Consider the following 24515-nt stretch of genomic DNA (forward strand, 5'->3'; position numbering starts at 1 on the left):
AAGCCGACCGCGAACGCATCCGACGTGCCCGCCTTCTGGAAAAGCAGGAGGAATTGATGGAATCACTAAAGGCCAGGAAAGCCGATAAAGGAAACGAACAATGATGAAAGTAGATTATAAGAAATATGCCGACGGACTCGTACCTGCCATTGTGCAGGACTTCAAGACCCATAAAGTTTTGATGCTGGGTTTCATGAATGAAGAGGCGGTTAAAAAAACTATGTCCGAGGGCAAGGTTACTTTTTTTAGCCGCAGCAAGCAACGCCTGTGGACGAAAGGCGAGGAGAGTGGCAACCACCTGCTGGTAAAGGAAATACTGTCCGATTGCGACGACGACACCATTCTCATTAAAGCACAGCCACTGGGGCCTACCTGCCACACGGGGGCTGATACCTGCTGGAGCGAACGCAACCATTCGGAAGATTTTCTTTACTACCTGGAAGATATCATCGAACTGCGTAAGAAGAGCAGTGATGAGAAATCATACGTGCGTTCCCTCTTTGGCAAAGGGATCAACAAGATTGCCCAGAAAGTAGGGGAGGAAGCCGTGGAAACCGTGATCGAGGCTAAGGACAACAACGACGAACTGTTCCTGAACGAAGCGGCCGATCTCCTGTTCCATTATTTGATTTTACTTAACGCAAAAGGTCATAATTTACAGTCGGTTGTAAATATCCTACAGCAAAGACATTCAAATAAGTAGTTCTCTATGAAGCAGTTACTGGTACTGATAGCATTATTGCCCTTGGGCTTACTGGCGCAAACCGGGTTTGTGATCAAAGGAAAAGTGACGGGGCTGCCCGAAGCTTCGAAAGTAACGCTTACCGATGTCAATAACCCCACGGATACTTTGTCGCGCGGCAAGGTCGTTCATGGCGGTTTCGAACTGAAAGGAACTATCAAAGAAGCTAACCTCTATCAGTTGAACTTCGATGGCGTTCAAAAAAAGGCCATGCTGTTCATCGGTAACGACCAGGTAACTGTAGAAGGAAATATAGAGCAGGTGCAGCAGCTGGACATCAAAGGCTCATCCATTCACAATGATTTTGTGGCCTTCCAGAATACCTTCAATCCGCTTTTCCGTAAGCTTACAGAAATGAACCAGCAATTGTATGCAAAGCCCAATGTACAGCCTGGTGATTCGATCATGGTGGCCTATATGGCCCATGTAAATTCCATCAAGGCTACGTTGGAACAATTCGTGACCGAGCGAAAGACATCGCCGGTGGCTCCTTTCGTGCTGGTGGTTACCAGCGAGCTGGAACAGGACATCTCCGTGCTGGAAAAAAACTACAACCTGTTGGCGGAAACCGGAAAGGAGGGCTTCTACGGAAAGATCTTGAAACAACGCATCGACGATAATAAGATTGGTGCCATCGGTTCGGATGCGATGGATTTTACACAAGCCGACACAACCGGCAAGCCGGTTACGCTGGCCTCCTTCCGTGGCAAATATGTATTGATCGATTTTTGGGCCAGCTGGTGCCGCCCGTGCCGGGTGGAGAACCCCAACGTGGTCAATGCTTTCAATAAGTTCAAGGATAAAAACTTCACCGTGCTGGGCGTTTCGCTCGACCGCGAAAAGCAACCTTGGTTGCAGGCTATCAAGGACGATAACCTTACCTGGACGCATGTCAGCGACCTCAAGTTCTGGAGCAATGAAGTAGCACAGATGTATCGCGTGCAAGGCATACCGCAAAACTTCCTCATCGATCCCAATGGCAAGATCATCGGTAAGAACCTGCGTGGCGAAGGCCTGCAAGCGAAGCTGTGTGAGCTCCTGGGCTGCAATTAAAAGATACAAACCTTGCCCGGAGGCGCTAGGCCCGCCAGGCAAGGCGATCCTTCTCTGTTAGTTCACGTCTTTACCTTCCTGCAGCAGCAGGAGCATTCTCTGTACATTATCTTTATTGACTTTATCAGGCGCCTGCGGCAACGCTTTCTGCGCATACTCTGCGGCTTTCTTATAATTGGCCAGGGCCGAGTACCCCCGCATCATACCCATATTGGTCGTAAATACATTGGGCGTTTTATCGTAATTCAATTTAAAGGCATCGAAAGCCTCTTTGTACTTCTTCTGTTGTAATAACTGGCGTGCATAGTTGTGTATCTGTGGAGCAGTACCCAAAGGCAACGCCTCTTTCATCAGGGCATCAGCTTCGGCCTGCCGGTTGAGCTTCGAAAGTATCTGTGCTTTGGTCGAGAGTGTATTGAAATTGCTGGTGCCCACGAACGGCCCGCTGATCGCCTGATCGGCCCAGGCGAGGGCTTCTTTCAGGTTAACGTTGTTGACTACACAATAAGCGGCGGCCTGGTTCCAGTTTTGCCATCCGCTCGAGAAACTCTTTTCGCTGCGCAATTCATTGCGGAAGGAAGCAAGTTGCAGGTTGATGTGGTCTGTTTCCACACGGAACGGAAACCGTAGTTTTTCCCACTCCAGGGCTATTGTTGCCGATGAGTCGGTTTGATCGAGAAACTCGAACCTGAGCCATTCTACGCTCTTATCCAGCGATACTGGTTGAATGGGGATGCGGAGTGCATCTTCTTTATCATCGTAAAAGAAACTGCCCCAGGAGGTATGGTTCTTTGATAATATCAGGGTGGAGCTGAGTGAATCATACGCAATGAACAATCCATACTGGCCGGCCGGGAGTGGCTTGCCCTGTATCATCACCGGGGTAGAAAATTCAATGACGGTATTCTCGTTGGCCCCTGCCCGCCAGGGAGCGTGCTTACTGGTACCAAAGCCAAGGTCGGCATATCCCTTGTGCACGAGCTGTCCCCAGATCTTGCCTTCGCGGCCTTTTACACCTGGCCGGCAGTATTCAATAGAGACGTCGGTAACGCCTATGTTTTCGCTGATGGATGCTTTCTTGTTACCTCCTTCGGGGGCGGTTGTAAGTTGCGCCTGTCCGTTAATATGAAGGCATAACAGCAAGGTTGCTGTGAGTAGTTGGCATTTCATGCAGTTTTGTTTTAGTGTTACTAAAGCTATCCTATTTAGAGACGGAAGGGAAGGGAATTGGGACCTTCTGTCGAAACCGCAGGATGAACTGACTTAATCATTGACCTGAGGTAAATGCCTCGGGAAGTATTCTTGAATGATGTGTATGCTATTGATTATCAGCGGAAACAGTTGCTTGTTAGCCGGCACTGGCCATTCGGCGGCCGGAACCTGTTGTTAATAGACGTTGGCCGCCCCCGCTGCAATTCATAGGTCGTTTGCTACCATTCATTAAATAAACGGCACTGTTCACTAAGTGGGTTTTAAATAGGGAGGTGAGCCTGCTTTACTTTGCAGTGGAATGATATTACGAAGTTTCATATCGAGGGTGTTGATCACCCTGCTATTATTTCCCACTCTGCATCTGCAGGGACAAAAAACTTTATCTATGACTGGTGAGTATTATCTGCGGGGTGTGATGGAAGTCGCTTCCGGCTTCAAGCTGAATGCTGATTCTTCTTTTCAATTCTTCTTTTCTTATGGTGCACTGGACCGTTATGGAACCGGTCAATGGCAGGTGAAGGATGGAAAGCTGATCTTCAACAGCCGGCCGCAGCCCGCGAAGGATTTTGCGCTGGTTACCAGCAAAGCGGTACCGGGCAATCATACCACGATCCGCATCATCGACAGCAATGCTTTTTTGCTGTCTTATGTGCATGCGAAGTTCTCTCCCGGAAGCGATCAATCCCTGATGACCGACAAAAAAGGCATGATCGTATTGCCGAAGCTACGCCTGGACTCAGTCTCCTTGCTGTTCGAATTCTGCCCCGAGCGTTATTCTACTTTTCCTGTTGCGGATAGTACGCATAATTTTTTCGAGTTCAGGTTCGAGCCCTGGCTCATGGAAGTGTTTTTCAACAACTTCTCGCTGCAGGTCGATGAAAATGGACTGTTGGGCAGGCACCCGCTGATGAAGGGTGCGGAATTCAGGTATAATAAATAACAGCGCTCATCGTTATGAGGCTGGTTCCCATTTACTAACCCCCTATTTATAACTGTTTATGTGGCTGTCATTTGTACTGTATATGGCCGTAACCTTTGCCCTGTTGATCTTTCAATTGCGGCGTAAAGGGGCTTAATACAGCAACCCATTAAAAGCAAAGGCCCGGTAACATTGTTGCCGGGCCTTTGCTTTATGTCAAGAGTTTTAACTGTTACTGTTTGTTGGGATCCTTGTCTTTTTTACCGCCGAAGATGCGACGGAAGAGTCCCTTTTTTTTTTGTTCGTCGGTCTTCACTTCTTCTTTGGCTGGTTCATCTTTCTTCACCGGCACCTGGTTTTTGGGCTTAACGGCTTCTTCCAATATCTTTTGTTCTTCTATCGCCTGTTTGGAGTCGGTAGGGATGTTCTGCGTATCTGGCGTGCTGAGGTATTCATCGGCGGTACCATTGCCTACATTCTCGCCTTCAGCGCCGGGATCGGGCGTGCGGTCGGCTAAGTTATATCCATCATAAAGACCTTCGCTACGCATGTTCTCAGGTTGCACGAAACGGGCTTGTTTATCGAGGCCAAGTGTTTTATCGGCATACACTTTTTGGAAGAAGTATTCCCAGATAGGCCTTGCGGCACGTCCACCTTCACCAAGACCACCATCGAGGCGCACGAAACGGTCATCACAACCGATCCAGGTTCCTGCCATCAACTGAGGTGTAAATCCGAAGAACCAGGCATCGGAGTTGTCGTTGGTAGTACCTGTTTTACCACCCATTTCTGCGGCGCCTAGCCGTGCACGCAAACCGGCGGCAGTACCGTAGTCAACAGGTCCCTGCATCATCCGGGCCATGGTATAGGCTGTTGTTTGGCTGATCACTTCCTTGCGCTCCGCATTGAACAGCTCCAGCACATTTCCGTTCTTGTCTTCGATACGGGTAATGTAAATGGGTTTGGTGCTGAAACCACCCGAAGGGAACATGGTATAGCCCCACATCATCTCGTACAACGAAAGATCGGTGGTACCGAGACAAATAGAGGGGAAGGGTTCTACTTTGGTAGGTATGTTGATCTGCTTGAGGAAGTCGGCAAATCGTTGTGGTGTAGTTTGCTTGATGATATAAGCCGCTACTTCATTGACCGACCAGGCCAGTCCGCTGGCCATGGTGCGGGTACCCGTGCGGCCCCTGTTCTTGGCGGGCACATATCCCGACCCGGGGAAATATTGCTGCGTGTTCTCACACTGTGTTTCGGGGGTAAAACCATATTCTTCTACCGCCAGGGCGTAGAGGAATGGCTTAATCGATGAACCCACCTGGCGTTTGGTGCGCAGGTTTACGTGGTCGTATTTATAGTTCTTGAAATCGATACCGCCTACCCAGGCTTTCACTTGTCCGCTCAACGGATCCATCACCATAAAGGAGGCCTGCATCATTTCGCGGTTGTATTTGATAGAGTCCATCGGTGTCATCACCGTGTCTTTCTCGCGCTTGGGATTCCAGGCAAATACCTTCATTTGGGTCTTTTGGTAGAAGGTCTTCTTGATCTCGGCATCGCTCAGGCCGTCCTCTTTCAGATTCCTCCACCGCTGGCTGCTCTTCATATAGCCCTCGAGGATCTTTTCATGGCCTTTCCATACCGCATCTGTTTTAAGCGAGCGTTGAGCTGCCAATGCGCGCTGCAATACGGGCAGGTGTTTGGCTACGGCTTCCTCGGCATAGATCTGCATGCGCGGGTTGATAGAAGTATAGATGTGCAGACCATCTGCATAGATATCGTATTCATCGCCGTTGGGCTTCTTATGGTCTTTCGCCCATTTCTTCAATTCTTCGCGGATCACATCGAGGAAGTAAGGAGCGATACCATTGTTCTCATCCATTTTTTTATAGTTGAGGCGAATGGGCTCTTTCTTCAACCTGGCGGCTTCGCCTTCTGTGATCTTACTGTTCCGCGCCATCAGCTCCAGTACGGTGTTGCGGCGATCAAAGGCGGCTTTGTAATTTGTTCTTGGATTATAGGTGCCGGTTGCTTTTTGCATACCCACCAACACCGCAGCTTCTTCGATGGTGAGGCGATCGGGTTCTTTCGAGAAGAAAGTGCGGGAAGCGTTGCGGATACCGTATACGTTATCACTGAAAGGAACCGTATTGAGGTAAAGCGCTATGATCTCCTGTTTGGTGAAGTTGCGCTCGAGCTTAATGGCGATGATGTTTTCCTTGAGCTTTTGCAGCACCCGGCTAACTGGGTTGGTGGCCCGCTCATCGAACATGTTCAGGGCAAGCTGCTGGGAGATGGTGCTCGCACCACCGTCACGGCCAAGCGTAGTGACGGCTTTAGCGAGGCGGATACCGTCTATGCCAGAGTGTTCGTAAAAGCGTTTATCTTCCGTGGCCACCAGGGCGTCGATCACGTGTTTGGAGATATCGTTGTATTTAACGTAGCTCCGGTTGCCGCGCTCGCGATAGTATTTGCCCATAGGTGTACCATCGTCACCAAACACCTCGGAGGCGAGGGTGATGGAGGGGTTCTCCAACTCGGCCAGGGAAGGCATTTTGCCAAAAACGCCCCAGTTGATGAGCAGGAAGAACAATACGATGGCAAGTGTGCCATACAGGAATATGCGCCAGAAGATCTTGACAGGACGGGTCATATGATATATAATCTTTTAGTAAGGGTTGCTGATCTGGATGCAAAAATCGTACTTAAAGTAAAACAGGAAAAACAGTCAGTTATCGGCTAATTTATAATTCTTTGTTTATCAAAGCAAGTTTGCGTCAAACGTACGTAATGGAACTGTTAAAACTTCATTTTATCAGAATTTTCCGGGGAACATCTGCTGCAGGAACAACCGGTAAGTTTCCACGTCTTTGGTGCTCACCAGGGTTCCCAGGTTGGCATCGGTAAGGATCACGAAGCTGTATTTGGCCGCCGGTAGCCAGGGGATGAGGTCGGCAGGGGCCGATTTCTTCGCCTTCTCCATGTACTCGATCGCTGCCTGGGCGTTCTCAAAGCTGTTGATGGTCATCATCCTTACCGTATCGGACATAGGCACATTGCCAATCTGGTAGGTCTTGTTGTAATATTTCTCCTTGTTGTAACGGTTGAAGGCATTGCGTGCTTCGGTAATGTACACAGGATCCACCTTGGTAAGCAGGAGCACCACCATGTGCGTGGCATTAGGGTCATACAGGAAGGCTGGTTTGCCCGGGGCAACGATAACCTCCCTGGCCCTTACCACGCTGTCTTTTACAGGCGCTACGGGATCCTTGCGCACACTATCCACAGCTGGTTGCTGGGGGATAGGGGTAGCGGTAACGACCAACGGGTTGCCTTTGATTTTGTCGGTAGCAATAGGAGTCTTGCCCTGGTTTTGCGGGGCATCGGGTTTCACCGTACTGGCTTTGGTGGTGGTTTCAATGATACGGGCCTGTTCTTCTTTTACCACGGCAGCAGAATCTACGGCTGGTTTAGCGACCACTACAGGCTGCACCGGCGAGTCATCGATCACCGTCAGGCTATCATCTTTCGGACGTTCGATCTGTAATTTGGTCAGGTAGTCCTCGATCTGTGCGCGGCGGCTCAATACATCGATCATCGTCTTTGCCTTTTCGGCCATTGGCGTATTGGCATACATGTTCACGATATGCGTAAGCGCTACTTTGGCCGAGTCGTCGAGCCGTTGGCGGATAAAATATACAGACTGGATATACAACAACTGGGGCGTCCAGTAATTGGTGCCATAGAGGCTATCGGCCAGTTTCTTTTGGGAAAGCGCTTCGGTAAAATTACCCTCGATGAAAAGGTTGTACACATGCTCGTACTGGCGTGTCATGGCAGCTTTGGCAGCGTTATCCGCGGGACTGCCCTTCGGATTGGTCACCGCCTGTTCGAACTGCGTACCGGAGTATTTCAGCTTCAACTCCGCAGCTACCTTTTCGGCGCTGGCAGTGAGGCCCATTTTGGTATAGCAATAATAGAGGTGGAACAAGGCTTCCGCACGCTGGCTGCTATAACCGAAACGCTCCAGAAATCCTTCCAGTACCGAGATGGCGGTGGCATACTCTTCCAGGCCTTCGATATAAGCGATGCCTAAAGCCAGTTGCGCTCTTTCGATCGAATCGTTGGAGGCAGCCATTTTCTTATCATCTAGCGGCAGGTTACCGATCAACCCTTCATAACTGAGATCATTGGGCGCGGCGCCATCTGCACCGGTATTGCCGGTGGCCGGGTCGCCGGTGATGGGCTCGTTGCTGTTGGTTTGAATACCATTCTGGCGAACCGATGCCATGCGGCGCCAGTTGTCGACATTGGGCCTGGTGCCCCATAAACGCCTGAAATCCGTATAGCCTTTTGATTTCAGACCGGCATTGTTGAAATACCAGTCGCCCTTGGTATCATTACTGCCAAAGAGATCGGGCAGGGGAGCGTTATTGCGGGTAAGGTCGCGGTTATCGGTGCCGCCGGTGGCGCCGCCGTTGTCCTCTTCCTTGAGGCCCTGCTGCTTGCGGAACTGCTTGGCAAGCTTACGTACATAAGCCTCCCTGTCAGCTTCGGGCATGTTGGCAATTCGTTGCAGGCTATCCTGTCTTTCAATGATATTTAATTGATGTACCACGCGTGTCAACGCCGTTTTACGGGTGTCGAACAATTGCTGGCTCAGCATACTGGAGTCGAGTACCGATACGCTGTCGTAATAATTCTTGGCGTCTTTGAATTGCTTGCCGACGTACGAGAGATTTCCCAGCATCAAAAAGGCTTTCGACTTGTTGACATTGTCGCCGTTGGGATTGGCCGACCGGGTAGCTTTCAGCAACAGCGCTTTGGCGCCGGCGACATTGTTGCGCTCCAGTTCCATCTGCGCCGCCGCGAAATAGATAATATCGCGGTAGTTCACATATTTATCGCGACGGGCCATCTTAACCAGGTCGTTGATGTTTTCCTGGATGGCTTTTTCATCACCTTTGTTCTGGCGGATGCTATTGAGGCGCGCATATACGTCTAATACCGGATTGTAAGTATGAGCGCTGGCGCGGTCGTAAAACTCCTTCGCCTTTTCGTGATCCTTTGAACGCTCGTATAGTTGAGCGATCAAATATTCCCAGCGTGCCTGCTCCTGGTTGTTTTCGGCATTGGGTAAAGCCTTTTCCAGGTAAACAGCTGCACTATCATACAATTGTTGTTTATAGAAATACAGGGCCTGCATTTCGTACAGGTCGGTTTCCAGCCTGTCGGGAAAATTGGGATCGTGCTTCAGCGTTTCTATGAGTCCGGCTGCTTCCGGTGTTTCATCTTTCGCGAGGTATGTCCTTATTTGCCAGATGAACGACTCGTTGCGGCTGGGCGGACGGCTCCAGGCCTTGTGCAGCAGATCGTTCTTTTCTTTTGTAGAGATGGAGAACGCATTACCGCCTTCGGTGGCATTACTGCCGATGGGAATATCGTAACCGTCTTTTTCGCGGGGCGAAAAGATATAGTTGATGTATTGAAAGGTCTGGTGGGCGGTATCTAGAATGTTCTTATAATAATAGGCCTTGCCCATGAGCATGTACAGGTTGTCGGTCCAGGAGGTGCGGAGGTCATGGATGAGGATACCGGTATTAACCTTATAAATGACAGAATCGAGGTCTTTATCCTGTGAAGTTTGCTGGAGGCTGTAGTTGTAAAAGGTAAGTAATTGTGTGAAATCGTCTTTATAACCCAGTTTGGCGCGCTCGATGATCTCTTCGAGGCGGGCTTGGGCATTGAAGTGCCAATTGAACTTGGTAACGGTATTTTGAGTAAAGGTCCGGGGGAACTTCCACTTCTTATCGCCCGTCTTTTCGGAGCGTAACTTTTTGTCTTCGTACTTCTTGGGTTTACCTTTCAGGTCAAAAGAAAGTAAGGGCTGCTGGCCAGCACATTCCGGCAACCAGGCATACGCCAAAAACAGGAGTAAAATGATCCTTTTTAATACCGTCATTGATCCGCAAACTAAACCCTTCATAACTGATTTTCAAGAATAATATTGTCGAAAGTAGACTTTATTTTTTTGTTCACACGTTGGTGTGCTTTTCCGTCTATCTTGTTACCTTTAAAGCGCTGAAAAACCTCTGTATGGCCAAATTCGATGCCAATTCCACTTTAAAAAGACTACAAAACCGCTACCGCCTGGTAGTGATGAACGATGATACTTACGAAGAGGTTGTTACGTTTAAGTTATCACGCCTCAGCGTTTATGTACTTCTTAGCACCATTTTTGTATTAGTGACGGGCCTTACCGTGGCACTGATCGTTTTTACCCCGCTCAGGATGTACATACCGGGGTATGGCGATGTGAATGCCACACGTGAGTTGCGGGAGCTGAAAATGAGGACCGATTCGCTGGAGCAGGTAATGCACCAGCGCGGCCAATACCTGGAGAATGTGAAGAGCGTGTTGCAGGGCAACGTGACCGTGAAGCTCGATACCACAGCGCTTGATATTCCCAAGCCGGAAACGATCGACGAATAGAGTGCGGAACGAATTGTGCAGCTAGCTGGCAGCCAGTTTATTGAGAAATTGTAGTTCGACTTACTGATATATCCAAACTCATTAAAAACCAGTTCATATGTTCAACCAAAAGTCCAAATCCGAGACCTCCCCAGAAACGCCCACACCAAGCGGCGCCAGCATCATTGCAGCCGGCACTACCCTCAAAGGCGACATCAACAGCAGTGGCGACATCCGCATCGATGGTGTTTTACAAGGTAATATCAATTGCACCGCCAAGGTGGTAATTGGTTCCAACGGCGTCGTGAATGGCGATATCGCCGGTCAGCAAGCCGACATCATGGGCAAGGTAACGGGTACCATCCGCGTAAAAGAATTGCTGCAGCTCAAAGGTGGCAGCCAGGTAAACGGCAACCTCCATGCAGGCAAACTGCAAATTGAGCCCAGCGCCAACTTCAATGGCCAGTGCCATATGACCGGCGCGGAACCAGTTGCACCACAAGCATCCTCCAACGGCAGGGCCGACAAACAAACCGAAAAGGCTGTACTGGCCGGCGCCTGATAGCTCATTTAGTTTGTTGGTCATATGAACCCCTCATTTTGAATGAAATAGCGGGGACGGGATATTATTTTCCTGTTCCACGCTGCTCATTACCTTTGCAGGCAAATGAGCAGTGCTATTATGGATAATAAAACAGCGACAAAGGCTTTTTTACCGATTACGATCATATTTCTCCTCACCAGCGCATTCTTCGTTTTGGGCCGGTCGCTGCTGGCCAAATGGAATGTGGATGCCGATATCCTCATCGCAGGCAATATCCTGCTGGTGATACTCACGGCTTTTTCTTTCTACCAGCACACCCGTGCGTTGAAGAATAAGAACATCCATGCTTTTCTGCGTGCGTTGAAAGGCAGTATGCTCATCAAGATGGCCGTATGCGGCGTGGCAGCATTAATTTATATTGTGTCATCCGGCAAGGAAGTTAACTCGGGCGGCGTACTTGGTTTTATGGGCCTGTATTTCTTATACACCCTTACCGAGGCTTCTATAGCCATGAAACTCAGCAAGCAGAACAAGAATGCCTAAACAGGAAGCCCCACTTGATTACCTGCGCCGTTTCATTCCCGAAACGGCGGTACATAAAGTGTTGGATTATCTTCATCAGTACAATGTTCACCTCACGATCACCCAGGAGCGTAAGTCGGTGCTGGGCGATTACCGCCATGCCACGCAATACAAAACGCACCGCATCAGCGTCAATGGCACCCTCAACCCTTATGCATTCCTGATCACCCTGGTGCACGAGCTTGCCCACCTCGTTACATTTACCCAATACGGCAACAAAGTACAATCGCATGGCCGCGAATGGAAGAGTCTATATGCCACCTTGCTGGCCGAGTTCCTGAAAGAAGGGATCTTCCCGGCCGATATACAACAGGCCATCGGTAAGTCGCTGCACGACCTGCCGGCAAGCAGTTGCGCCGATGAGAACCTGATGCGGGTATTGCGGAAATACGACCGTAGCAATGGACTGGTGTTGGTGGAAGAAGTACCCGAAGGGCAATTGTTCGACATCGGAGAGGGGCGCATCTTTAAGAAAGGCAAGAAGCTGCGCAAGCGCTACCAGTGCCAGGAAGTGAGCACCGGCAAAATGTATCTTTTCAGTCCCATCTATGAAGTGAAAGTAAGTGCCTGAGTGGCGCCCGGGATAGGCTCCTGTTAACCCAACGAACGATCCCGCCTGCCGTGAAAGTTCCTACAACTCCTTCAGCATCCAGATATCGCACCCAAAATGCCCCGTATTGCCAAGTGGGCCATCGAGGTAGCGGAACCCGAATTTCTCATACACACTGACTGCTTTACTGAGCTCGGGCATAGTTTCGAGGTAAACCTGTTGGTAGCCAGCTTCTTTCGCAAAGGCGAGGGCTTCCTCTATCAGCTGTTTGCCCAGCCCCAGGCCCCGTGCCTCGGTCACGAGGTACATTTTCACCAGTTCGCAGGTGCCTGCCGGCAATCCTTCGGAGGGAAAGATGCCTGCTCCGCCAAGGAGCTGTCCGTCGCGGCTGGCGACAAAATAGGAACTGCCAGGTGTTTGGAATAACTCAAATAAGGCATCAGTGGTGCTGTCGTAATAAACGGTACCGGGATGGTTAGCGCCAAATTCGGTGAGGGTATTGCGAATGATGATGGCCAGTGCCGGATTATCGGCCGGTTGAATGGTCCTGATCTGGATAGGAAGCATACAACGAAGATACGCAGGCTGTTAACAACAGCATGCTGAAACTGGCAACCCAGACCCCTTAGCTGATGAGTGCCATGATGCTGTACAACAGGATGTAGCTAACGAAGAGGATACCAAAGAAGATCTTGACTGGGCTTTTCATACGGCAATGAGTGGTTTATGTTGACTAATGGATACTGTAGAGCAGTAACGAAAAACGGATGCATCGTATTTTGTCCGCAGGATGATTTTCGGGCAAATATCTATTAAAGCAGGCCAGGCGTATACCTTGCCCAACCCCCAACAGGATAAGCAGGCCAAACCACCTGTAAAGCCCTGTGTGCAGTCATGCATATATTTGTGAAAAATATCAATTGTTTTTCTACCTTGTAGTAGCATGCGATATCTCCTCTTCATATTGCTGATCCAGTGCAGTGTAGCGGTAGCACAGTTGCCACGCAACGGCGCCGACCAATACGAATACAATCAGCAGATATCGCTGAGCGTTCCCGATACCCTGCTCACTCAACGGGCCAAAGCATTCTTCCTCCTGCCTTTTATTGTTCATTGGGATTCAGTGGCATTTATAGATGCCGTGCATACCGCCAAAGGCCATATCATCGTTCGGCTCTCGCACGGGCTTTCGGGCTTCAATGTGCCGGTGGCCCTGCAAATGGACATCGCGGTGAAGCCCGAAGGATACCAGTTTGTTATCCGCCAGCTGGAGGCCGATAAAAAAGACAGTAAATACACCTTCCCCCTCGAGCAAAAGCCTGCCGCGGTACAGCCTGCAGTCTATGAACAACTACTTCAAAAGACCCATCGCTACATGGGCTCAGTGATCAGCCTGCTGAAACGCCATATGGGCGGCGATCTGTAAGCCGCTTATACTACCAAAGTGGTATTGTCACGTATGCTTAATTGCGTTAGCTTTAATTAGTCGAATCTTCCGTCTTGGACGCTCCGTACCGGCCATTGGTCTCAATCTCCATGTTATGCCGGGTAAACGCAATATCGCCTTCTTGTTGGCAGTCTTTTTATTATTTGCCTGCTTCTTAAGTCTGTACTATTTCTATTATATCCCATCACAAAGGAGTGCACTTCATCAATATGGATTTTCCCTGCTCAGGCGGATCCAGACCAATGTGCAAACGGGAAACACCAACTTACGCCGGTTGTATGGCACTTCCATCCGGAAGCTTCAGGAAAAGGAAAATGATTTGGCACTGCAAGAGCAGCTTAAGCGCCTGACGCCTGCGGGAACGATGTTGCCCGAGCCTGTTCATGTAGATACGCTGGTGGAAAAAAGAGCGGGCGAACCTATTCCATTAACCGATACGTCTGCCTATTTCATGTACGCCGGAGCCTGGCAAATAGTATACCCTATCTACGATGCCATTCACACGAGAATAGTGGAGGTTTCCACGCCCATCAGCAGTTTGCTCGACCCCTGCCTCGGTTACCGGAAAGAATTTTTTGAAGGCTTCCTGTTGGTAAATACCGGCCAGCAAAATGGTTTGGTACTATATGGCGGGGAGGAGTTCGGGATGTTGGAAAAGTTGAATGGAGATAGCCTGCTCCTGTTGCAAAAGGGAGGCGGTTTTCCCCAGATCACCGATGTTGCGTTAAAAGGAGTTCCGTACAAGCTCTTTGCCTGGTCGGTGATGCTGGAGCGGCAGGAGGTTATACTTTGCGGGGTGGTAAGAGAGAGTACTTACCATGCTCAGATCAACACCATTCCTGTAAAAATAGTATACCCGGTTATCATCCTGCTGCTGCTGTTGGTACTCGGTCTTCCCTTCCTGAAATTGTATTTCATGAACCGGAAAGAGACCCTCCGGTCCCGGGATTTTACCCTGGGGCTATTTCGGTAGCCATTGGAATGGCCATGATCGCACTGATCATTGTACACGTGTTATTATTGATGCGCTCTGATAAAGAGATTGCCGGGGGACTCAGGAAGTTGTCGGGCCAGATAGAAAACAGCCTGCAGCACGAGCTGGAGATGGCTGGCGACCAAATGGCTTTTTTTGACCGGCAGCTGGATAGTGCAGTAGCCGGCAAACAATACCCTCCTGGTCAACCTATGTTGGAGTTGCGCAAAGAGACCGGTTCGGTTTACCATATGCCCTGGTGGGACAGTGCGCTCTCCAACGGAAAGGTGAAAGCAGGACGCGATAATACCTATGCCTATTTTAACCGGATGAGCTGGATCGACCGGGAGGGTAAGCAAACATTGAAAGTGCAGATCGATGAACCATGGTCTATTAAGTTTATCAAAGTAAGCGACCGCCGTTATTATCAGGCATTCAAAGGCAACCGCCCCGATGATACCTTATTGCTGGCCATGGAGCCGGTGAACAGCTGGACCAATGGAGACTTCGAAATAAACCTCTCCATCAGAAGCCGGACTGCTTACCAGGTTTTGGCCATGAGTACTCACCTGTATTCATTGCAGCAGGTGATCATGTCTTCCGGATATAGTTACTGCCTCATGGATAGTGCGGGTAGCATGTACACGCACTCGGACCTTCGAAAAGCCCTGAAAGACAATTTTATTGAGGAAACTGGTGCACGCAGGCCCGTGCTGGAAGCCATTGCCGGTCACCAGGATACGGTATTGCGTAATATATTGCTGTACAGCAGACCCCATTCTATTTTCATACATCCCTTGAAAAGCAGTTCCCTCTTCCTGGTTACGATGTATGATGAAAGCTATTACATAGCCGTACACCTGCGTATACTGGCTTTTGCGTTGTTGTGTTTGCCTGTCTGTGCGGCAATGGTGATCCTGGGCATGTTGGTGTTATACTGGATTCCCAACCGGCATGTACTGTTTTCACCGGCCGAATATGCCCAATGGATGTTGCCCAGATCGGGCTTAAGGCCCTATTACAAAGCGGGATGCTTATTCATGGTCCTATACCAGGCCTTATTCTGGCTTTGGCTGAATGGGGCAGATGCCTATCTGCTATTCTTTATCGGTTGTCTTACACCGTTGAATGTGCTGGCGGTGCTGGCTGCGCTTCGTTCCTATTACAATACCATACTGAAGCAGGAACAGGATATACTTCACATACGAATTGTTGCGATTATTGTGTTGCAAGGTGCAGGTACGCTGGCGGTAGGCTACTGTGCCGGTATACCCGTAGGTGCCGGATGGTCCTTCTTTCTGTTTCAGGCTTGTGTTTGTGCACTGGCATTGGTATTGACCGATCGTAAGGGGAGGGTTGAACAACTTTACTACAGCCTATTTCCAGTCAGTCCGCCATGGCGGTTCAACAGGTTCGGTCGTATTCTCCGGCAGATATCCTGGTGGCCGGTTTGGCGGTGGATGAAGTGGGATTACCTGTACTGGCACGCGATCTTTATATTCCTGCTTACCCAATGCATCTCCTCCCTGCCGGCTATTTTATTTACCTGGTATGCCCAAAACCACGAGATCAGGCAATCTGTAAAGAAGGAACAATTATACCTTGCTTCAAAACTGCAGAACAGGAAGCCCTCCATATACCACTTTCTGCAAAGCCATGATGTCAACGTTGTCAGCCATCGTTACATTGATACTATCGCTTATGCCAGGGGAATTTATACGCTCTATGATGAAAAGGTCAGCAGGCCAGCCATCGGCGCCGCACAGGTTACCAGGCAGGATGCGGCCATTCTGAATAACAAAGCGGAGAACTTCTATCTTGAAATGGTCAACGGAATTATCGCCAACAAAAAAGACCCGTTGAATTATCCGGCACTACGCAATTTGTCTTCCGACAGGCAATGGAGCTGGGACAACAGGCTGAAAGATACGCTTGAGTTCCTGTGGCATCCTTCGCGGGAAGCGATGTTTGCCAGAAAGGATACAACGGTTGATCCGTTGCTGATTCGATCAAAGATGCCAGACCGGTATGTGATGGTCCAGCGCCCCGTCATCAAGTTCCTGCTCATGGTGATCGGGTTTCTGATCGCGTACGGTATCATCGCCCTCATCAGGATGACCATTTATCGTTTCTTCTCGCTGAGGTTTGTTCATTGGCAGGAAAAGGGGCGGGCAGCCGGAAGTCCTTTCCCTCCCATTAGGGACAGTGAATTTCTGCAACAATGTTATGATCGCAACAGGTATTTGGAAAAGATCGAGACCGGCGGGCATGCCTGCCTGCGGGACTATTTCAGGGCTGGTTATTCCAGGAATGACGGCCGGTTATCGACCAATAAGGCTGAATTAATGGAAGCGCAGATCATGAATCAGGCCGACAGTTGCAAGGTGTTCTTTGGAGAATTATGGAAATCGTGCAGCAATGAGGATAAACTATTGTTGATGAACCTGGCACAGTATGGGGTCGTGAATTATAAGAATACAGAGGGTATATTCAGGCTGCTTAAACGCGAGTTGGTGATCGTTTATGATGGACGAATTCACATGTTGAGTCCGGCGTTTCGTTATTTTATCCTCAACCGGGCTGAGCAGCCGGAAGAACAGGAACTCAGGAAACAGTCATTGAAGGCCGGCAGATGGCAACAGGTAAGAATGGTGTTGCTCCTGCTGATGCTGCTGACAGGCATATTCCTGTTCATTACGCAGGAGGAGGCATTCAAGCGGGTGGGAGCGGTGCTCACGAGTGTCACCGGCGTTGTATCCCTGTTGATGAAGTTTGTGTCAGATGCTTCGCCCGCAAAAAAATAGCCGGCCGGGGCCTGTCGCAAACCTATCTAAAAAAGAAGGTCGCCGGAAACCAGCGACCTTCAGATAATTTATACCGGGAAAGATTAAGCAACTGCTTTGCCCACCAGGGCTGCCGCTTCACTGAGCAGAATAGCAGACTGTACTTTCAGGCCGCTTTCTTCGATCAGCTTCTTGGCTTCTTCTGCATTGGTTCCTTGCAAACGTACGATGATCGGAACTTCGATATTGCCGATGGATTTGTACGCATCGATAACACCCTGCGCCACACGATCGCAACGAACGATACCGCCGAAGATATTGATGAGGATGGCTTTTACCTTGGGATCTTTCAGGATGATACGGAAACCTGCTTCAACCGTTGTGGCATTGGCAGTACCACCTACGTCGAGGAAGTTGGCTGGTTCACCACCACTCAGCTTGATCATATCCATAGTCGCCATGGCGAGGCCCGCGCCGTTAACCATACAACCTACGTTACCATCGAGCTTTACGAAGTTCAGGTTGAACTTACCGGCTTCTACTTCAGTAGGATCTTCTTCGCTGATGTCGCGCATTGCCTCGAGTTCGGGGTGGCGCATCAGGGAATTGTCGTCGAGATTCATCTTACAATCCACCGCGATGATCTTTTCATCGGAAGTTTTGAAGAGAGGGTTGATCTCGAGCATGCTGCAATCGAGACCCACATAAGCGTTGTATAAGTTGGTAACGAACTTAACGCAGTTCTTGAAGGCTTCACCTTTCAGTCCCAGGTTGAAAGCGATCTTACGGGCCTGGAAGGCCTGGAGGCCGCCACCGGGATGTACCCACTCTTTGAAGATCTTCTCGGGGGTATTGTGCGCCACTTCTTCAATGTCCATACCGCCTTCGGTGCTGTACATGATCACATTCTGGCCACGACCGCGGTCGAGCAGGATAGACAGGTAGAATTCTTTAATGGGGTTGGGGCCAGGATAGTAAACGTCCTGTGCAACCAATACTTTGTTGACGAGTTTACCGGCAGCACCAGTTTGAATGGTTACCAGGGTACCACCCAGGATATTGGAAGCGATCTGCTTGACCTCTTCTGCACTCTTACCAACGGCTACACCGCGTTGCTCGGTACCCTGGATCTTACCCTTACCGCGCCCGCCGGCGTGGATCTGGGCTTTCACCACAGCGAAAGCGTTGCCAAACTGGACCTTGAGATTCTTATAAGCTTCTTCAGCCGCATCAGCTCTGTCGACGGGGATACCTTCCTGTACAGGAACATTGTATTTCTTGAGTAACTCTTTAGCCTGGTATTCGTGGAGATTCATGCAGAAAAAATTTTGGCGAAAATAGGTCAGAAAGGGGGAATATAAAAATCACAAATATCCTGATCATGCAGTTCGATTACCTTTCTATTTCCCTGATATTCCCATCTTAGCGCGCTATTCAACCTGCATGGTCCCACATATGAATAAATTAATAATTGGTGTTTTGATTTTAATGGCGTCCTGTCGCAGCAACCAATACATCACCATCCCGGTGCGTCCTGCAGACGGCCTCACCGGCTCGGCATTTTACCAAAAGGTTATCCCGATGAGCCGGGAAGACCGCGAAGTGCTGGCTGTACGCGAAGTGTTGTCGGGCAATATTCCGCCCTTTCTGAAGCACTTCATAAAAGTAAAGGCTGAAGTGGTCGATTCGTTGGGGCAGGCGCACCAGGCCGTTTATTATGTGGCGCCTGATTATTTATCCATCGGCAGCAATGCCGACTTTGCCCGTATACCATTAACCCCTATGGCAGCCCAGCTGATCGCAGACGGACTACATTGCTTTCTGCCTACCCGGAAGATGGTCAATAATATTTACTTACAATCGACCGTCCAATTGGAGCCAATACCCTTGTTTGCCTACCGCGATAGCGTCGTTACGTTCTGGCATCACCACCTCATGATCGAAGGGCAGCGGCGCCAGCGGCCCGGGTTGATCGGGGGCATCAAAAAAGACGTGGTGATCTCGGGCAAAGTACCGCGCGACCCGCGCCCGCACCGCGTAGCGATCTATGGCTGGCATAAGCCGGATGGCACGCCGATACAGCCGCTTTATACGGGACATGTGGATTGGTATGTCGATTACAGCCACGGAATCAGGCTGGTATACCGCAAAATAAGGGTCGATGGCCGTTGGATGGACTACCAGGATGTTCTGAAGCATCCGCTGCTACGGGGCCTCCTCTGTGATGAGGAGTTTTGTGACTTTTATAGGTATGAATAGCAAGCTGATCATCGATTTCGAACTATCTTCGCGGCCATTATGGCTGATTTAATCCAACAGTTACGCGAAACGACGGCATTCATTCAACAGCATTATCCGCATACCCCCGAAGCTGGAATTGTACTCGGCAGTGGTTTGGGCAATTTTGCCAATGAGATGGAAGTGGAGAAAGAAATACCCTACGCCAATATCCCGCACTTTCCCGTGTCGACCGTGGAAGGCCATTCGGGCAAGCTGCTCTTCGGCAAATTGAACGGCCGTCGGGTAGTGGCCATGGCAGGACGCTTTCACTTTTATGAAGGCTATACGGCCGAACAGGTCACTTATCCCATCCGCACGATGAAGTTCCTCGGCATTCAGCACCTGCTGATATCGAATGCGGCAGGCGGAGTAAACCCAAACTTCAGGGTGGGCGACCTGATGTTGATCACCGATCATATCAGCCTGGCCATTATAAACCCGTTGCTGGGTAAAAACCATGGCGACCTGGGGCCGCGCTTTCCGGATATGAGCGAACCTTACAGTAAAGCACTTCAACAAAAGGTTAAAAATATTGCTGACTCCCTGCAGGTGCCCCTGCAGCAGGGTGTTTATTTCGGTGTAACCGGACCTACCTTCGAAACCAGGGCCGAATACAAGATGATCCATGCCCTGGGCGGCGATGCGGTGGGTATGAGTACCGTGCAGGAAGTGATCGTCGCTATCCATATGGGATTGCCGGTGGTAGCCATTAGTATCATCACCGATCTGGGCATCCGGGAAGAAGACAATGTGATCACCCACCAGGAGGTATTGGAAGCTGCCGCTGCGGCAGAACCGAAATTGTCGGCCATCTTTAAACAATTAGTGGCGGCATTGTAACAACAGGTTTAACTTTTGTATAACCGGCAGGCCGGTATTAATCAGTAATTTGATCCCCAAATTTTAAGGCACCAGTGGCGAGGATAATTATCATATTTATTGGAATAGCCCTCTTAACGGCCGGATTGGTGACTACTGCCCGGGCCCAGGGTGGGGCCATTGACAGGCTGAAAGGAATGGGCTCCAATTTTGCCGGCGCTGGCAGAGGGGGCGGTGGCGATAGCGTAATTCACCGGACCGGGTTGGAAGATTCCATCACCATCAGTTTCCGCTACCTCGATTCGAGCCGCATGCGGGGATTCGATTCGGTGATCTACGACTTCTCCCGCAAAGTGCCTTTGCCCTGGTACAATCAGCACCTCGGCAATATCGGAAACGCTTCCCGCAGTCTGCTGTTTACGCCCAATATGCAATCGGGCTGGGATCATGGATTCCATGCCTATGATAATTACAACTTCAACATTGCCGAAACCAGGTTCTTCAACACCACCCGGCCTTATACGGAACTGCATTATGTATTGGGATCGAGGGCCGAGCAGCTCATCAACGTGTTTCACACGCAAAACCTGAAGCCCAACTGGAACCTGAGCTTTCAATACAGGCTCATCAACTCGCTGGGCCTGTTCCAGAACCAGAGCACCAATCACAACAACTACCGCTTTACCTCCTGGTACCAGACGAAAAATAAACGGTACACCAATTATATTGCTATAGCAGGGAACAAATTGCAGTCGGGAGAAAGCGGGGGCATCGCCACCGACAAGAATTACCTGGATGCCACCGGTTACGAAGAGCGCTCCAATATTCCTACCAAGATTGGTCAGCAAACGGTGAACAGCCGCAACTTTTTCAATTATTCGATCGCAACGGGAGCGTTTTTCACGAATGCCACCTACCTCATGCGGCAACAGTATGATCTGGTGGGACAGAAAGATTCAATCGTTACAGATAGCTCTGTGATAAAGCTTTTTTATCCGCGCTTAAGGTTGGAACATACCATCAGTTACAGTACTTATAAGTACAGGTTCAAAGACCAGGGCATCACTGATTCAGCTTATTATAAGAACAATTATGATCTGATCGTTCCGAAAGACACCTTCTTTATTCAGGATTACTGGAAAGACCTGGTGAATGATTTTTCGATTTATTCGTTTCCCGATGCAAAGAACTCCCAGCAATTCGTAAAAGTAGGCGCCGCCCTGCAGTTGTTGCAGGGCAACCTCGACTCGGGCAGGTCAACCCCCCGGGAGCAGAACATCTGGATACACGGCGAATACCGCAATCGTACCAGAAATAAGAAATGGGATATCGAATTGGCCGGAAAGTTTTATGTAAGTGGCTTCAACGCCGGCGATTACGATGCACTGGCGAGCCTGCAGCGTTACCTGGGCCCCAAGGTCGGTTACCTGCGCGTTGGCTTTCAGAATACCAACCGCACACCCTCTTTCGTGTATGACCAGGCTAGCAGTTTTTACCTGCCGGGGGCAGAGGCCCGGACATTTAACAAAGAAAATATCACGCACATCTTTGCATCGCTCGATCAGCCTCGTTACAAGCTGCGTTTATCGGGCAGCTATTATCTTGTTACCAACCTCTCGTATTTCTCTTCCTATTTGCAACCGGCGCAATCATCTTCCTTGTTCAACCTGTTGCGGATAACCGGCGAAAAACAGATCATGCTGGGCCGCCGCGGCTGGAACTGGCGCATCTGGCTCATATTACAGCAAAGGGCAGGGGATGGTCCTGTAAACGTACCGCTCATAACCACGCGTAACATGATCGGGTACGATGGCAACCTGGGGTTCAAGAACCTGAACATCGCCTTTGGCCTGGAGGCTAAATATTTCACCGGCTACAAGGCACCCAATTATTCACCCTTGCTGGGGCAGTATTTCTACCAGGACAATCTTACTGTAAAGCTGAATACGCCCGAAATGGCTGCATACATGCACTTCCGCATCAAGAGCTTCAATGCTTATATACGGGCCGAAAACCTCAATACCTTCAATTGGTCCGAGGGAGGTTTCACCAAAAACAATATACCCACCATCGACTATCCCTATCCGGGATTGCATATCAGGGTGGGTATATTCTGGAGTTTCGTGAACTAATATTTACAGCGCGAAATGTATCTCCTATAATAAAAGGGGCATCTCTGCTTGTTGTATCAGGCAACAACGGCGGCCATTGATGATGCCCGCAGCTTAAGCGTTTACAGCGGCAGGCTGTGCCGTAACCGGCTTTGGCGTCGTTTGATGCCAGTAACGGTTTTCCAGATCAGCAAGAATGCCTTTGTTCCTCGCCTTCCTGGCACGGTATAACAGGAACGGGATGATGAGACCGTATATGCCGGTAAGCCGTGTGTTGGTAAGGTCAAGTAATACGGCGAGGTGATCCAGTTTTTTGGGAATGCCGTGTTTGTTGGTAAGGCCATCGGTAGCCAGGCCATAGCCAATCGCAAGCCCCTTTTCAAACTCGACCGATCCTGGCACCAGTTTTACTTCAAATCGGATGGTACTGTTACTGGCATTATAAAATCGGTGAAGCTGGTCGATGCGGGCAAGTGCTTTTTCACCCGGCTTCAGGTGCAGGTTGCTTTTGCCAAAACCAATACTTACCGTGCCTTCAATGGCCGTGAACTCTTCGGTAAAGCTGGTGTGGTAATGCAGGTCATTGCCGCCCCCGGCCAGCAACTCTACTTCCACCAGGGTGTAGGCGCCGTTGGTTTCTTCGCTGCTTTTGAGAAGGGTAACCTTGTCTTTGATCAGTGGGTTTTCAAATACTCTTCTTTCCATGGCATATAAATTATAAGAACGAATGTAGAAATAGCAGCAGGCCCTGGAAAGGCATATTGGTACAATATGCCACAAACCGGCCACCAATTGTTATAATAAGAGTTGAGGTGCAGCGTTTTTTCCGGGTGTTTATCCGGGCTGTTGCTTTTGGAGCATAATTTGCATATTGTTGTATAATATCACTTACGAAAAATGATAAATATGAAAAACAAAGGGATTCTTTCCGTTACAGCCTTTTCATTGCTGCTTTTAATTTTCAGCGCTTGCTCTACCAGCAAGGTAGCTGCACCCGATGGCGGTGGTAAGGTAAAGGTGAGCGGCAACTGGACGGTACAGAATATCGATTTCGAGGGCATCTCCAGTAAAGGATTTAAGGTTACCGTATTTGATGATGCACCTTATAGTTGCTTTGTCGGCAGTCAGTGGAATCTCGTTGCCAGCGGCAACGGCACCTACACATTGCCTGCGGGACAGGATTGTGTTGCTGGTGAACGACCCATTTTCTGGGGCGTGGCCACAGAAAATGGAGTACCCACTTTTTCCTTCAAGAAAATGCCCGGCGGTGTAAAGCCAGCCAAGATCACCGATGGTTATAAACTCACCATTAAATCAGTGACCGACAATTCACTGGTGCTGCAGGACGATATCTATTTTGAAGGGAAGACCATCTATATCAACTATCACCTTACGAAGTAAGCGATACCGAAGGTAGTTCCCCCGAAGCAGGGTTATTGACGAACCAGCTGTCTGTTGACTAATCAATTGTTGGCCAGCAGTTAATAAAGACCTAAAGATGTGGTTTTTATGTTAAAGCAGAGGTTCGGCAACAACCCTGCTTCCTTTTTAGGAAATTACGCGGTACATTTGTAACCTGAATGAAGAAGGCCATCATCGCCATATTAGCCATTTTGTATGTAACCATCGCCAGTGGGGTAGTGGTGAACATACATTATTGCATGGGGCGGATCGCCTCGGTAGAAGTAGGCTATGATGACCATGATGTGTGTGGCAAGTGTGGTATGTCGGCTACAAAAAAGGGCTGCTGCCATACGGAATACAAACTCGTAAAGCTGCAGGACGAGCACCGTCTGGTACAGGCGCAGGTGGCCTTGATGGCAACACCTGCTGAAGTGCCTGTAACCACTTCCAGCTACCATTTACCTTCCGCTGGCGAAGACCACTACCGGTCTTTACAATACCATTCTCCGCCCAACGGGCGACTCAACGAAGTCTATCTCCGCAATTGCGTTTTCAGGATTTGATGCTGGTTAACCTCATGCACCTATAAGCTGCGCCACAGCTTCCTGGTGAAATGGCT

Annotated in this window: 21 protein-coding genes; 15 read left to right on the top strand and 6 right to left on the bottom strand. The window is 49.6% G+C overall.

The genetic code is table 11. The features are described 5' to 3' along the window. Window positions 1–100 precede the first annotated feature (100 nt). Window positions 101–703, top strand: coding sequence for a bifunctional phosphoribosyl-AMP cyclohydrolase/phosphoribosyl-ATP diphosphatase HisIE (hisIE, locus tag P2H89_RS17530; RefSeq protein WP_275829187.1), 603 nt, complete (start codon window positions 101–103; stop codon window positions 701–703). A 6-nt stretch (window positions 704–709) separates the two neighbouring features. Continuing rightward, on the top strand, window positions 710–1795 hold the full coding sequence (locus tag P2H89_RS17535; protein WP_275829188.1) for a TlpA disulfide reductase family protein: 1086 nt from the start codon (window positions 710–712) through the stop codon (window positions 1793–1795). 57 nt (window positions 1796–1852) lie between these two features. Here the strand turns inward: P2H89_RS17535 and P2H89_RS17540 are convergent, their stop codons facing one another. Then, a complete protein-coding gene (locus P2H89_RS17540) occupies window positions 1853–2965 on the bottom strand; it encodes a DUF2911 domain-containing protein (RefSeq protein WP_275829189.1) in 1113 nt (370 codons plus the stop codon). Window positions 2966–3392: 427 nt separating this feature from the next. Here P2H89_RS17540 and P2H89_RS17545 point away from each other — a divergent pair, with 427 nt between their 5' ends. Next, window positions 3393–3947 carry a hypothetical protein gene (locus P2H89_RS17545; protein ID WP_275829190.1) on the top strand — a complete coding sequence of 185 codons (555 nt, stop codon included), beginning with the start codon at window positions 3393–3395 and terminating at the stop codon, window positions 3945–3947. Window positions 3948–4158: 211 nt separating this feature from the next. Here the strand turns inward: P2H89_RS17545 and P2H89_RS17550 are convergent, their stop codons facing one another. Together P2H89_RS17550 and P2H89_RS17555 are read right to left on the bottom strand one after the other, a co-directional pair. Further along, the gene (locus P2H89_RS17550; RefSeq protein ID WP_275829192.1) at window positions 4159–6585 is read right to left on the bottom strand and encodes a transglycosylase domain-containing protein; all 2427 of its coding nucleotides are present in this window, start codon (window positions 6583–6585) and stop codon (window positions 4159–4161) included. A 162-nt stretch (window positions 6586–6747) separates the two neighbouring features. Further along, a complete protein-coding gene (locus P2H89_RS17555; protein ID WP_275829194.1) occupies window positions 6748–9918 on the bottom strand; it encodes a hypothetical protein in 3171 nt (1056 codons plus the stop codon). Between the two features lie 110 nt (window positions 9919–10028). Here P2H89_RS17555 and P2H89_RS17560 point away from each other — a divergent pair, with 110 nt between their 5' ends. The 4 genes from P2H89_RS17560 to P2H89_RS17575 all read left to right on the top strand — a co-directional run bounded on the left by P2H89_RS17560 (window position 10029) and on the right by P2H89_RS17575 (window position 12100). Beyond that, on the top strand, window positions 10029–10424 hold the full coding sequence (locus P2H89_RS17560; protein ID WP_275829196.1) for a hypothetical protein: 396 nt from the start codon (window positions 10029–10031) through the stop codon (window positions 10422–10424). Window positions 10425–10521: 97 nt separating this feature from the next. Beyond that, window positions 10522–10965: a polymer-forming cytoskeletal protein gene (locus P2H89_RS17565; RefSeq protein ID WP_275829197.1), complete on the top strand. Its 444-nt coding sequence runs from the start codon at window positions 10522–10524 to the stop codon at window positions 10963–10965. Window positions 10966–11070: 105 nt separating this feature from the next. Next, complete coding sequence (locus tag P2H89_RS17570; RefSeq protein WP_275829199.1) at window positions 11071–11490, top strand: hypothetical protein; 420 nt, start codon at window positions 11071–11073, stop codon at window positions 11488–11490. Further along, window positions 11483–12100, top strand: coding sequence for a SprT-like domain-containing protein (locus P2H89_RS17575; RefSeq protein ID WP_275829201.1), 618 nt, complete (start codon window positions 11483–11485; stop codon window positions 12098–12100). The genes P2H89_RS17570 and P2H89_RS17575 overlap by 8 nt, the downstream gene beginning before the upstream one ends. A gap of 60 nt (window positions 12101–12160) precedes the next feature. Here the strand turns inward: P2H89_RS17575 and P2H89_RS17580 are convergent, their stop codons facing one another. Then, window positions 12161–12646 carry a GNAT family N-acetyltransferase gene (locus P2H89_RS17580; protein ID WP_275829204.1) on the bottom strand — a complete coding sequence of 162 codons (486 nt, stop codon included), beginning with the start codon at window positions 12644–12646 and terminating at the stop codon, window positions 12161–12163. A 376-nt stretch (window positions 12647–13022) separates the two neighbouring features. On the opposite strand from P2H89_RS17580, the gene P2H89_RS17585 reads away from it, so the two are divergent. The 3 genes from P2H89_RS17585 (at window position 13023) to P2H89_RS17595 (ending at window position 17303) form a co-directional block, all read left to right on the top strand. Next, window positions 13023–13505 (top strand): hypothetical protein, encoded by a 483-nt coding sequence (locus P2H89_RS17585; RefSeq protein ID WP_275829206.1) that lies wholly within the window; start codon window positions 13023–13025, stop codon window positions 13503–13505. A gap of 115 nt (window positions 13506–13620) precedes the next feature. Continuing rightward, window positions 13621–14499 (top strand): hypothetical protein, encoded by an 879-nt coding sequence (locus P2H89_RS17590; RefSeq protein ID WP_275829208.1) that lies wholly within the window; start codon window positions 13621–13623, stop codon window positions 14497–14499. Between the two features lie 14 nt (window positions 14500–14513). After that, window positions 14514–17303 (top strand): hypothetical protein, encoded by a 2790-nt coding sequence (locus P2H89_RS17595; protein WP_275829210.1) that lies wholly within the window; start codon window positions 14514–14516, stop codon window positions 17301–17303. Window positions 17304–17386: 83 nt separating this feature from the next. Here P2H89_RS17595 and sucC read toward each other — a convergent pair whose 3' ends face one another. Further along, window positions 17387–18598, bottom strand: a complete 1212-nt coding sequence (gene sucC, locus P2H89_RS17600) for an ADP-forming succinate--CoA ligase subunit beta (protein WP_275829212.1) — start codon at window positions 18596–18598, stop codon at window positions 17387–17389. Between the two features lie 139 nt (window positions 18599–18737). Between sucC and P2H89_RS17605 the strand changes: the two genes are divergently transcribed. The 3 genes from P2H89_RS17605 to P2H89_RS17615 all read left to right on the top strand — a co-directional run bounded on the left by P2H89_RS17605 (window position 18738) and on the right by P2H89_RS17615 (window position 22513). After that, entirely contained in the window at window positions 18738–19541 is an 804-nt protein-coding gene (locus P2H89_RS17605; protein WP_275829214.1) for a hypothetical protein, read from the top strand. A gap of 39 nt (window positions 19542–19580) precedes the next feature. Continuing rightward, window positions 19581–20402: a purine-nucleoside phosphorylase gene (locus tag P2H89_RS17610; RefSeq protein WP_275829215.1), complete on the top strand. Its 822-nt coding sequence runs from the start codon at window positions 19581–19583 to the stop codon at window positions 20400–20402. Window positions 20403–20476: 74 nt separating this feature from the next. Next, window positions 20477–22513 (top strand): putative porin, encoded by a 2037-nt coding sequence (locus P2H89_RS17615; RefSeq protein WP_275829218.1) that lies wholly within the window; start codon window positions 20477–20479, stop codon window positions 22511–22513. Window positions 22514–22606: 93 nt separating this feature from the next. Here the strand turns inward: P2H89_RS17615 and P2H89_RS17620 are convergent, their stop codons facing one another. Continuing rightward, a complete protein-coding gene (locus P2H89_RS17620; protein ID WP_275829220.1) occupies window positions 22607–23197 on the bottom strand; it encodes a hypothetical protein in 591 nt (196 codons plus the stop codon). Between the two features lie 201 nt (window positions 23198–23398). Here P2H89_RS17620 and P2H89_RS17625 point away from each other — a divergent pair, with 201 nt between their 5' ends. After that, window positions 23399–23893: a hypothetical protein gene (locus P2H89_RS17625; protein ID WP_275829222.1), complete on the top strand. Its 495-nt coding sequence runs from the start codon at window positions 23399–23401 to the stop codon at window positions 23891–23893. A gap of 179 nt (window positions 23894–24072) precedes the next feature. Then, window positions 24073–24459, top strand: a complete 387-nt coding sequence (locus tag P2H89_RS17630; protein WP_275829223.1) for a hypothetical protein — start codon at window positions 24073–24075, stop codon at window positions 24457–24459. The last annotated feature ends 56 nt before the right edge of the window (window positions 24460–24515 follow it).

The organism is Paraflavitalea sp. CAU 1676, from assembly GCF_029223285.1.
Taxonomy (GTDB): Bacteria; Bacteroidota; Bacteroidia; order Chitinophagales; family Chitinophagaceae; genus Paraflavitalea.

Excerpts from the sequence above, each read along its gene's own strand:
- P2H89_RS17540 (WP_275829189.1), bottom strand. The coding sequence starts at position 2,965 with ATGAAATGCCAACTACTCACAGCAACCTTGCTGTTATGCCTTCATATT.
- P2H89_RS17620 (WP_275829220.1), bottom strand. The coding sequence starts at position 23,197 with ATGGAAAGAAGAGTATTTGAAAACCCACTGATCAAAGACAAGGTTACC.
- P2H89_RS17555 (WP_275829194.1), bottom strand. The coding sequence starts at position 9,918 with ATGAAGGGTTTAGTTTGCGGATCAATGACGGTATTAAAAAGGATCATT.
- P2H89_RS17535 (WP_275829188.1), top strand. The coding sequence starts at position 710 with ATGAAGCAGTTACTGGTACTGATAGCATTATTGCCCTTGGGCTTACTG.
- P2H89_RS17545 (WP_275829190.1), top strand. The coding sequence starts at position 3,393 with ATGACTGGTGAGTATTATCTGCGGGGTGTGATGGAAGTCGCTTCCGGC.
- P2H89_RS17595 (WP_275829210.1), top strand. The coding sequence starts at position 14,514 with ATGATCGCACTGATCATTGTACACGTGTTATTATTGATGCGCTCTGAT.
- P2H89_RS17625 (WP_275829222.1), top strand. The coding sequence starts at position 23,399 with ATGAAAAACAAAGGGATTCTTTCCGTTACAGCCTTTTCATTGCTGCTT.
- P2H89_RS17630 (WP_275829223.1), top strand. The coding sequence starts at position 24,073 with ATGAAGAAGGCCATCATCGCCATATTAGCCATTTTGTATGTAACCATC.
- P2H89_RS17565 (WP_275829197.1), top strand. The coding sequence starts at position 10,522 with ATGTTCAACCAAAAGTCCAAATCCGAGACCTCCCCAGAAACGCCCACA.
- P2H89_RS17580 (WP_275829204.1), bottom strand. The coding sequence starts at position 12,646 with ATGCTTCCTATCCAGATCAGGACCATTCAACCGGCCGATAATCCGGCA.
- P2H89_RS17550 (WP_275829192.1), bottom strand. The coding sequence starts at position 6,585 with ATGACCCGTCCTGTCAAGATCTTCTGGCGCATATTCCTGTATGGCACA.
- sucC (WP_275829212.1), bottom strand. The coding sequence starts at position 18,598 with ATGAATCTCCACGAATACCAGGCTAAAGAGTTACTCAAGAAATACAAT.
- P2H89_RS17605 (WP_275829214.1), top strand. The coding sequence starts at position 18,738 with ATGAATAAATTAATAATTGGTGTTTTGATTTTAATGGCGTCCTGTCGC.
- P2H89_RS17570 (WP_275829199.1), top strand. The coding sequence starts at position 11,071 with ATGAGCAGTGCTATTATGGATAATAAAACAGCGACAAAGGCTTTTTTA.
- P2H89_RS17560 (WP_275829196.1), top strand. The coding sequence starts at position 10,029 with ATGGCCAAATTCGATGCCAATTCCACTTTAAAAAGACTACAAAACCGC.
- P2H89_RS17575 (WP_275829201.1), top strand. The coding sequence starts at position 11,483 with ATGCCTAAACAGGAAGCCCCACTTGATTACCTGCGCCGTTTCATTCCC.
- P2H89_RS17610 (WP_275829215.1), top strand. The coding sequence starts at position 19,581 with ATGGCTGATTTAATCCAACAGTTACGCGAAACGACGGCATTCATTCAA.
- P2H89_RS17585 (WP_275829206.1), top strand. The coding sequence starts at position 13,023 with ATGCGATATCTCCTCTTCATATTGCTGATCCAGTGCAGTGTAGCGGTA.
- hisIE (WP_275829187.1), top strand. The coding sequence starts at position 101 with ATGATGAAAGTAGATTATAAGAAATATGCCGACGGACTCGTACCTGCC.
- P2H89_RS17590 (WP_275829208.1), top strand. The coding sequence starts at position 13,621 with ATGCCGGGTAAACGCAATATCGCCTTCTTGTTGGCAGTCTTTTTATTA.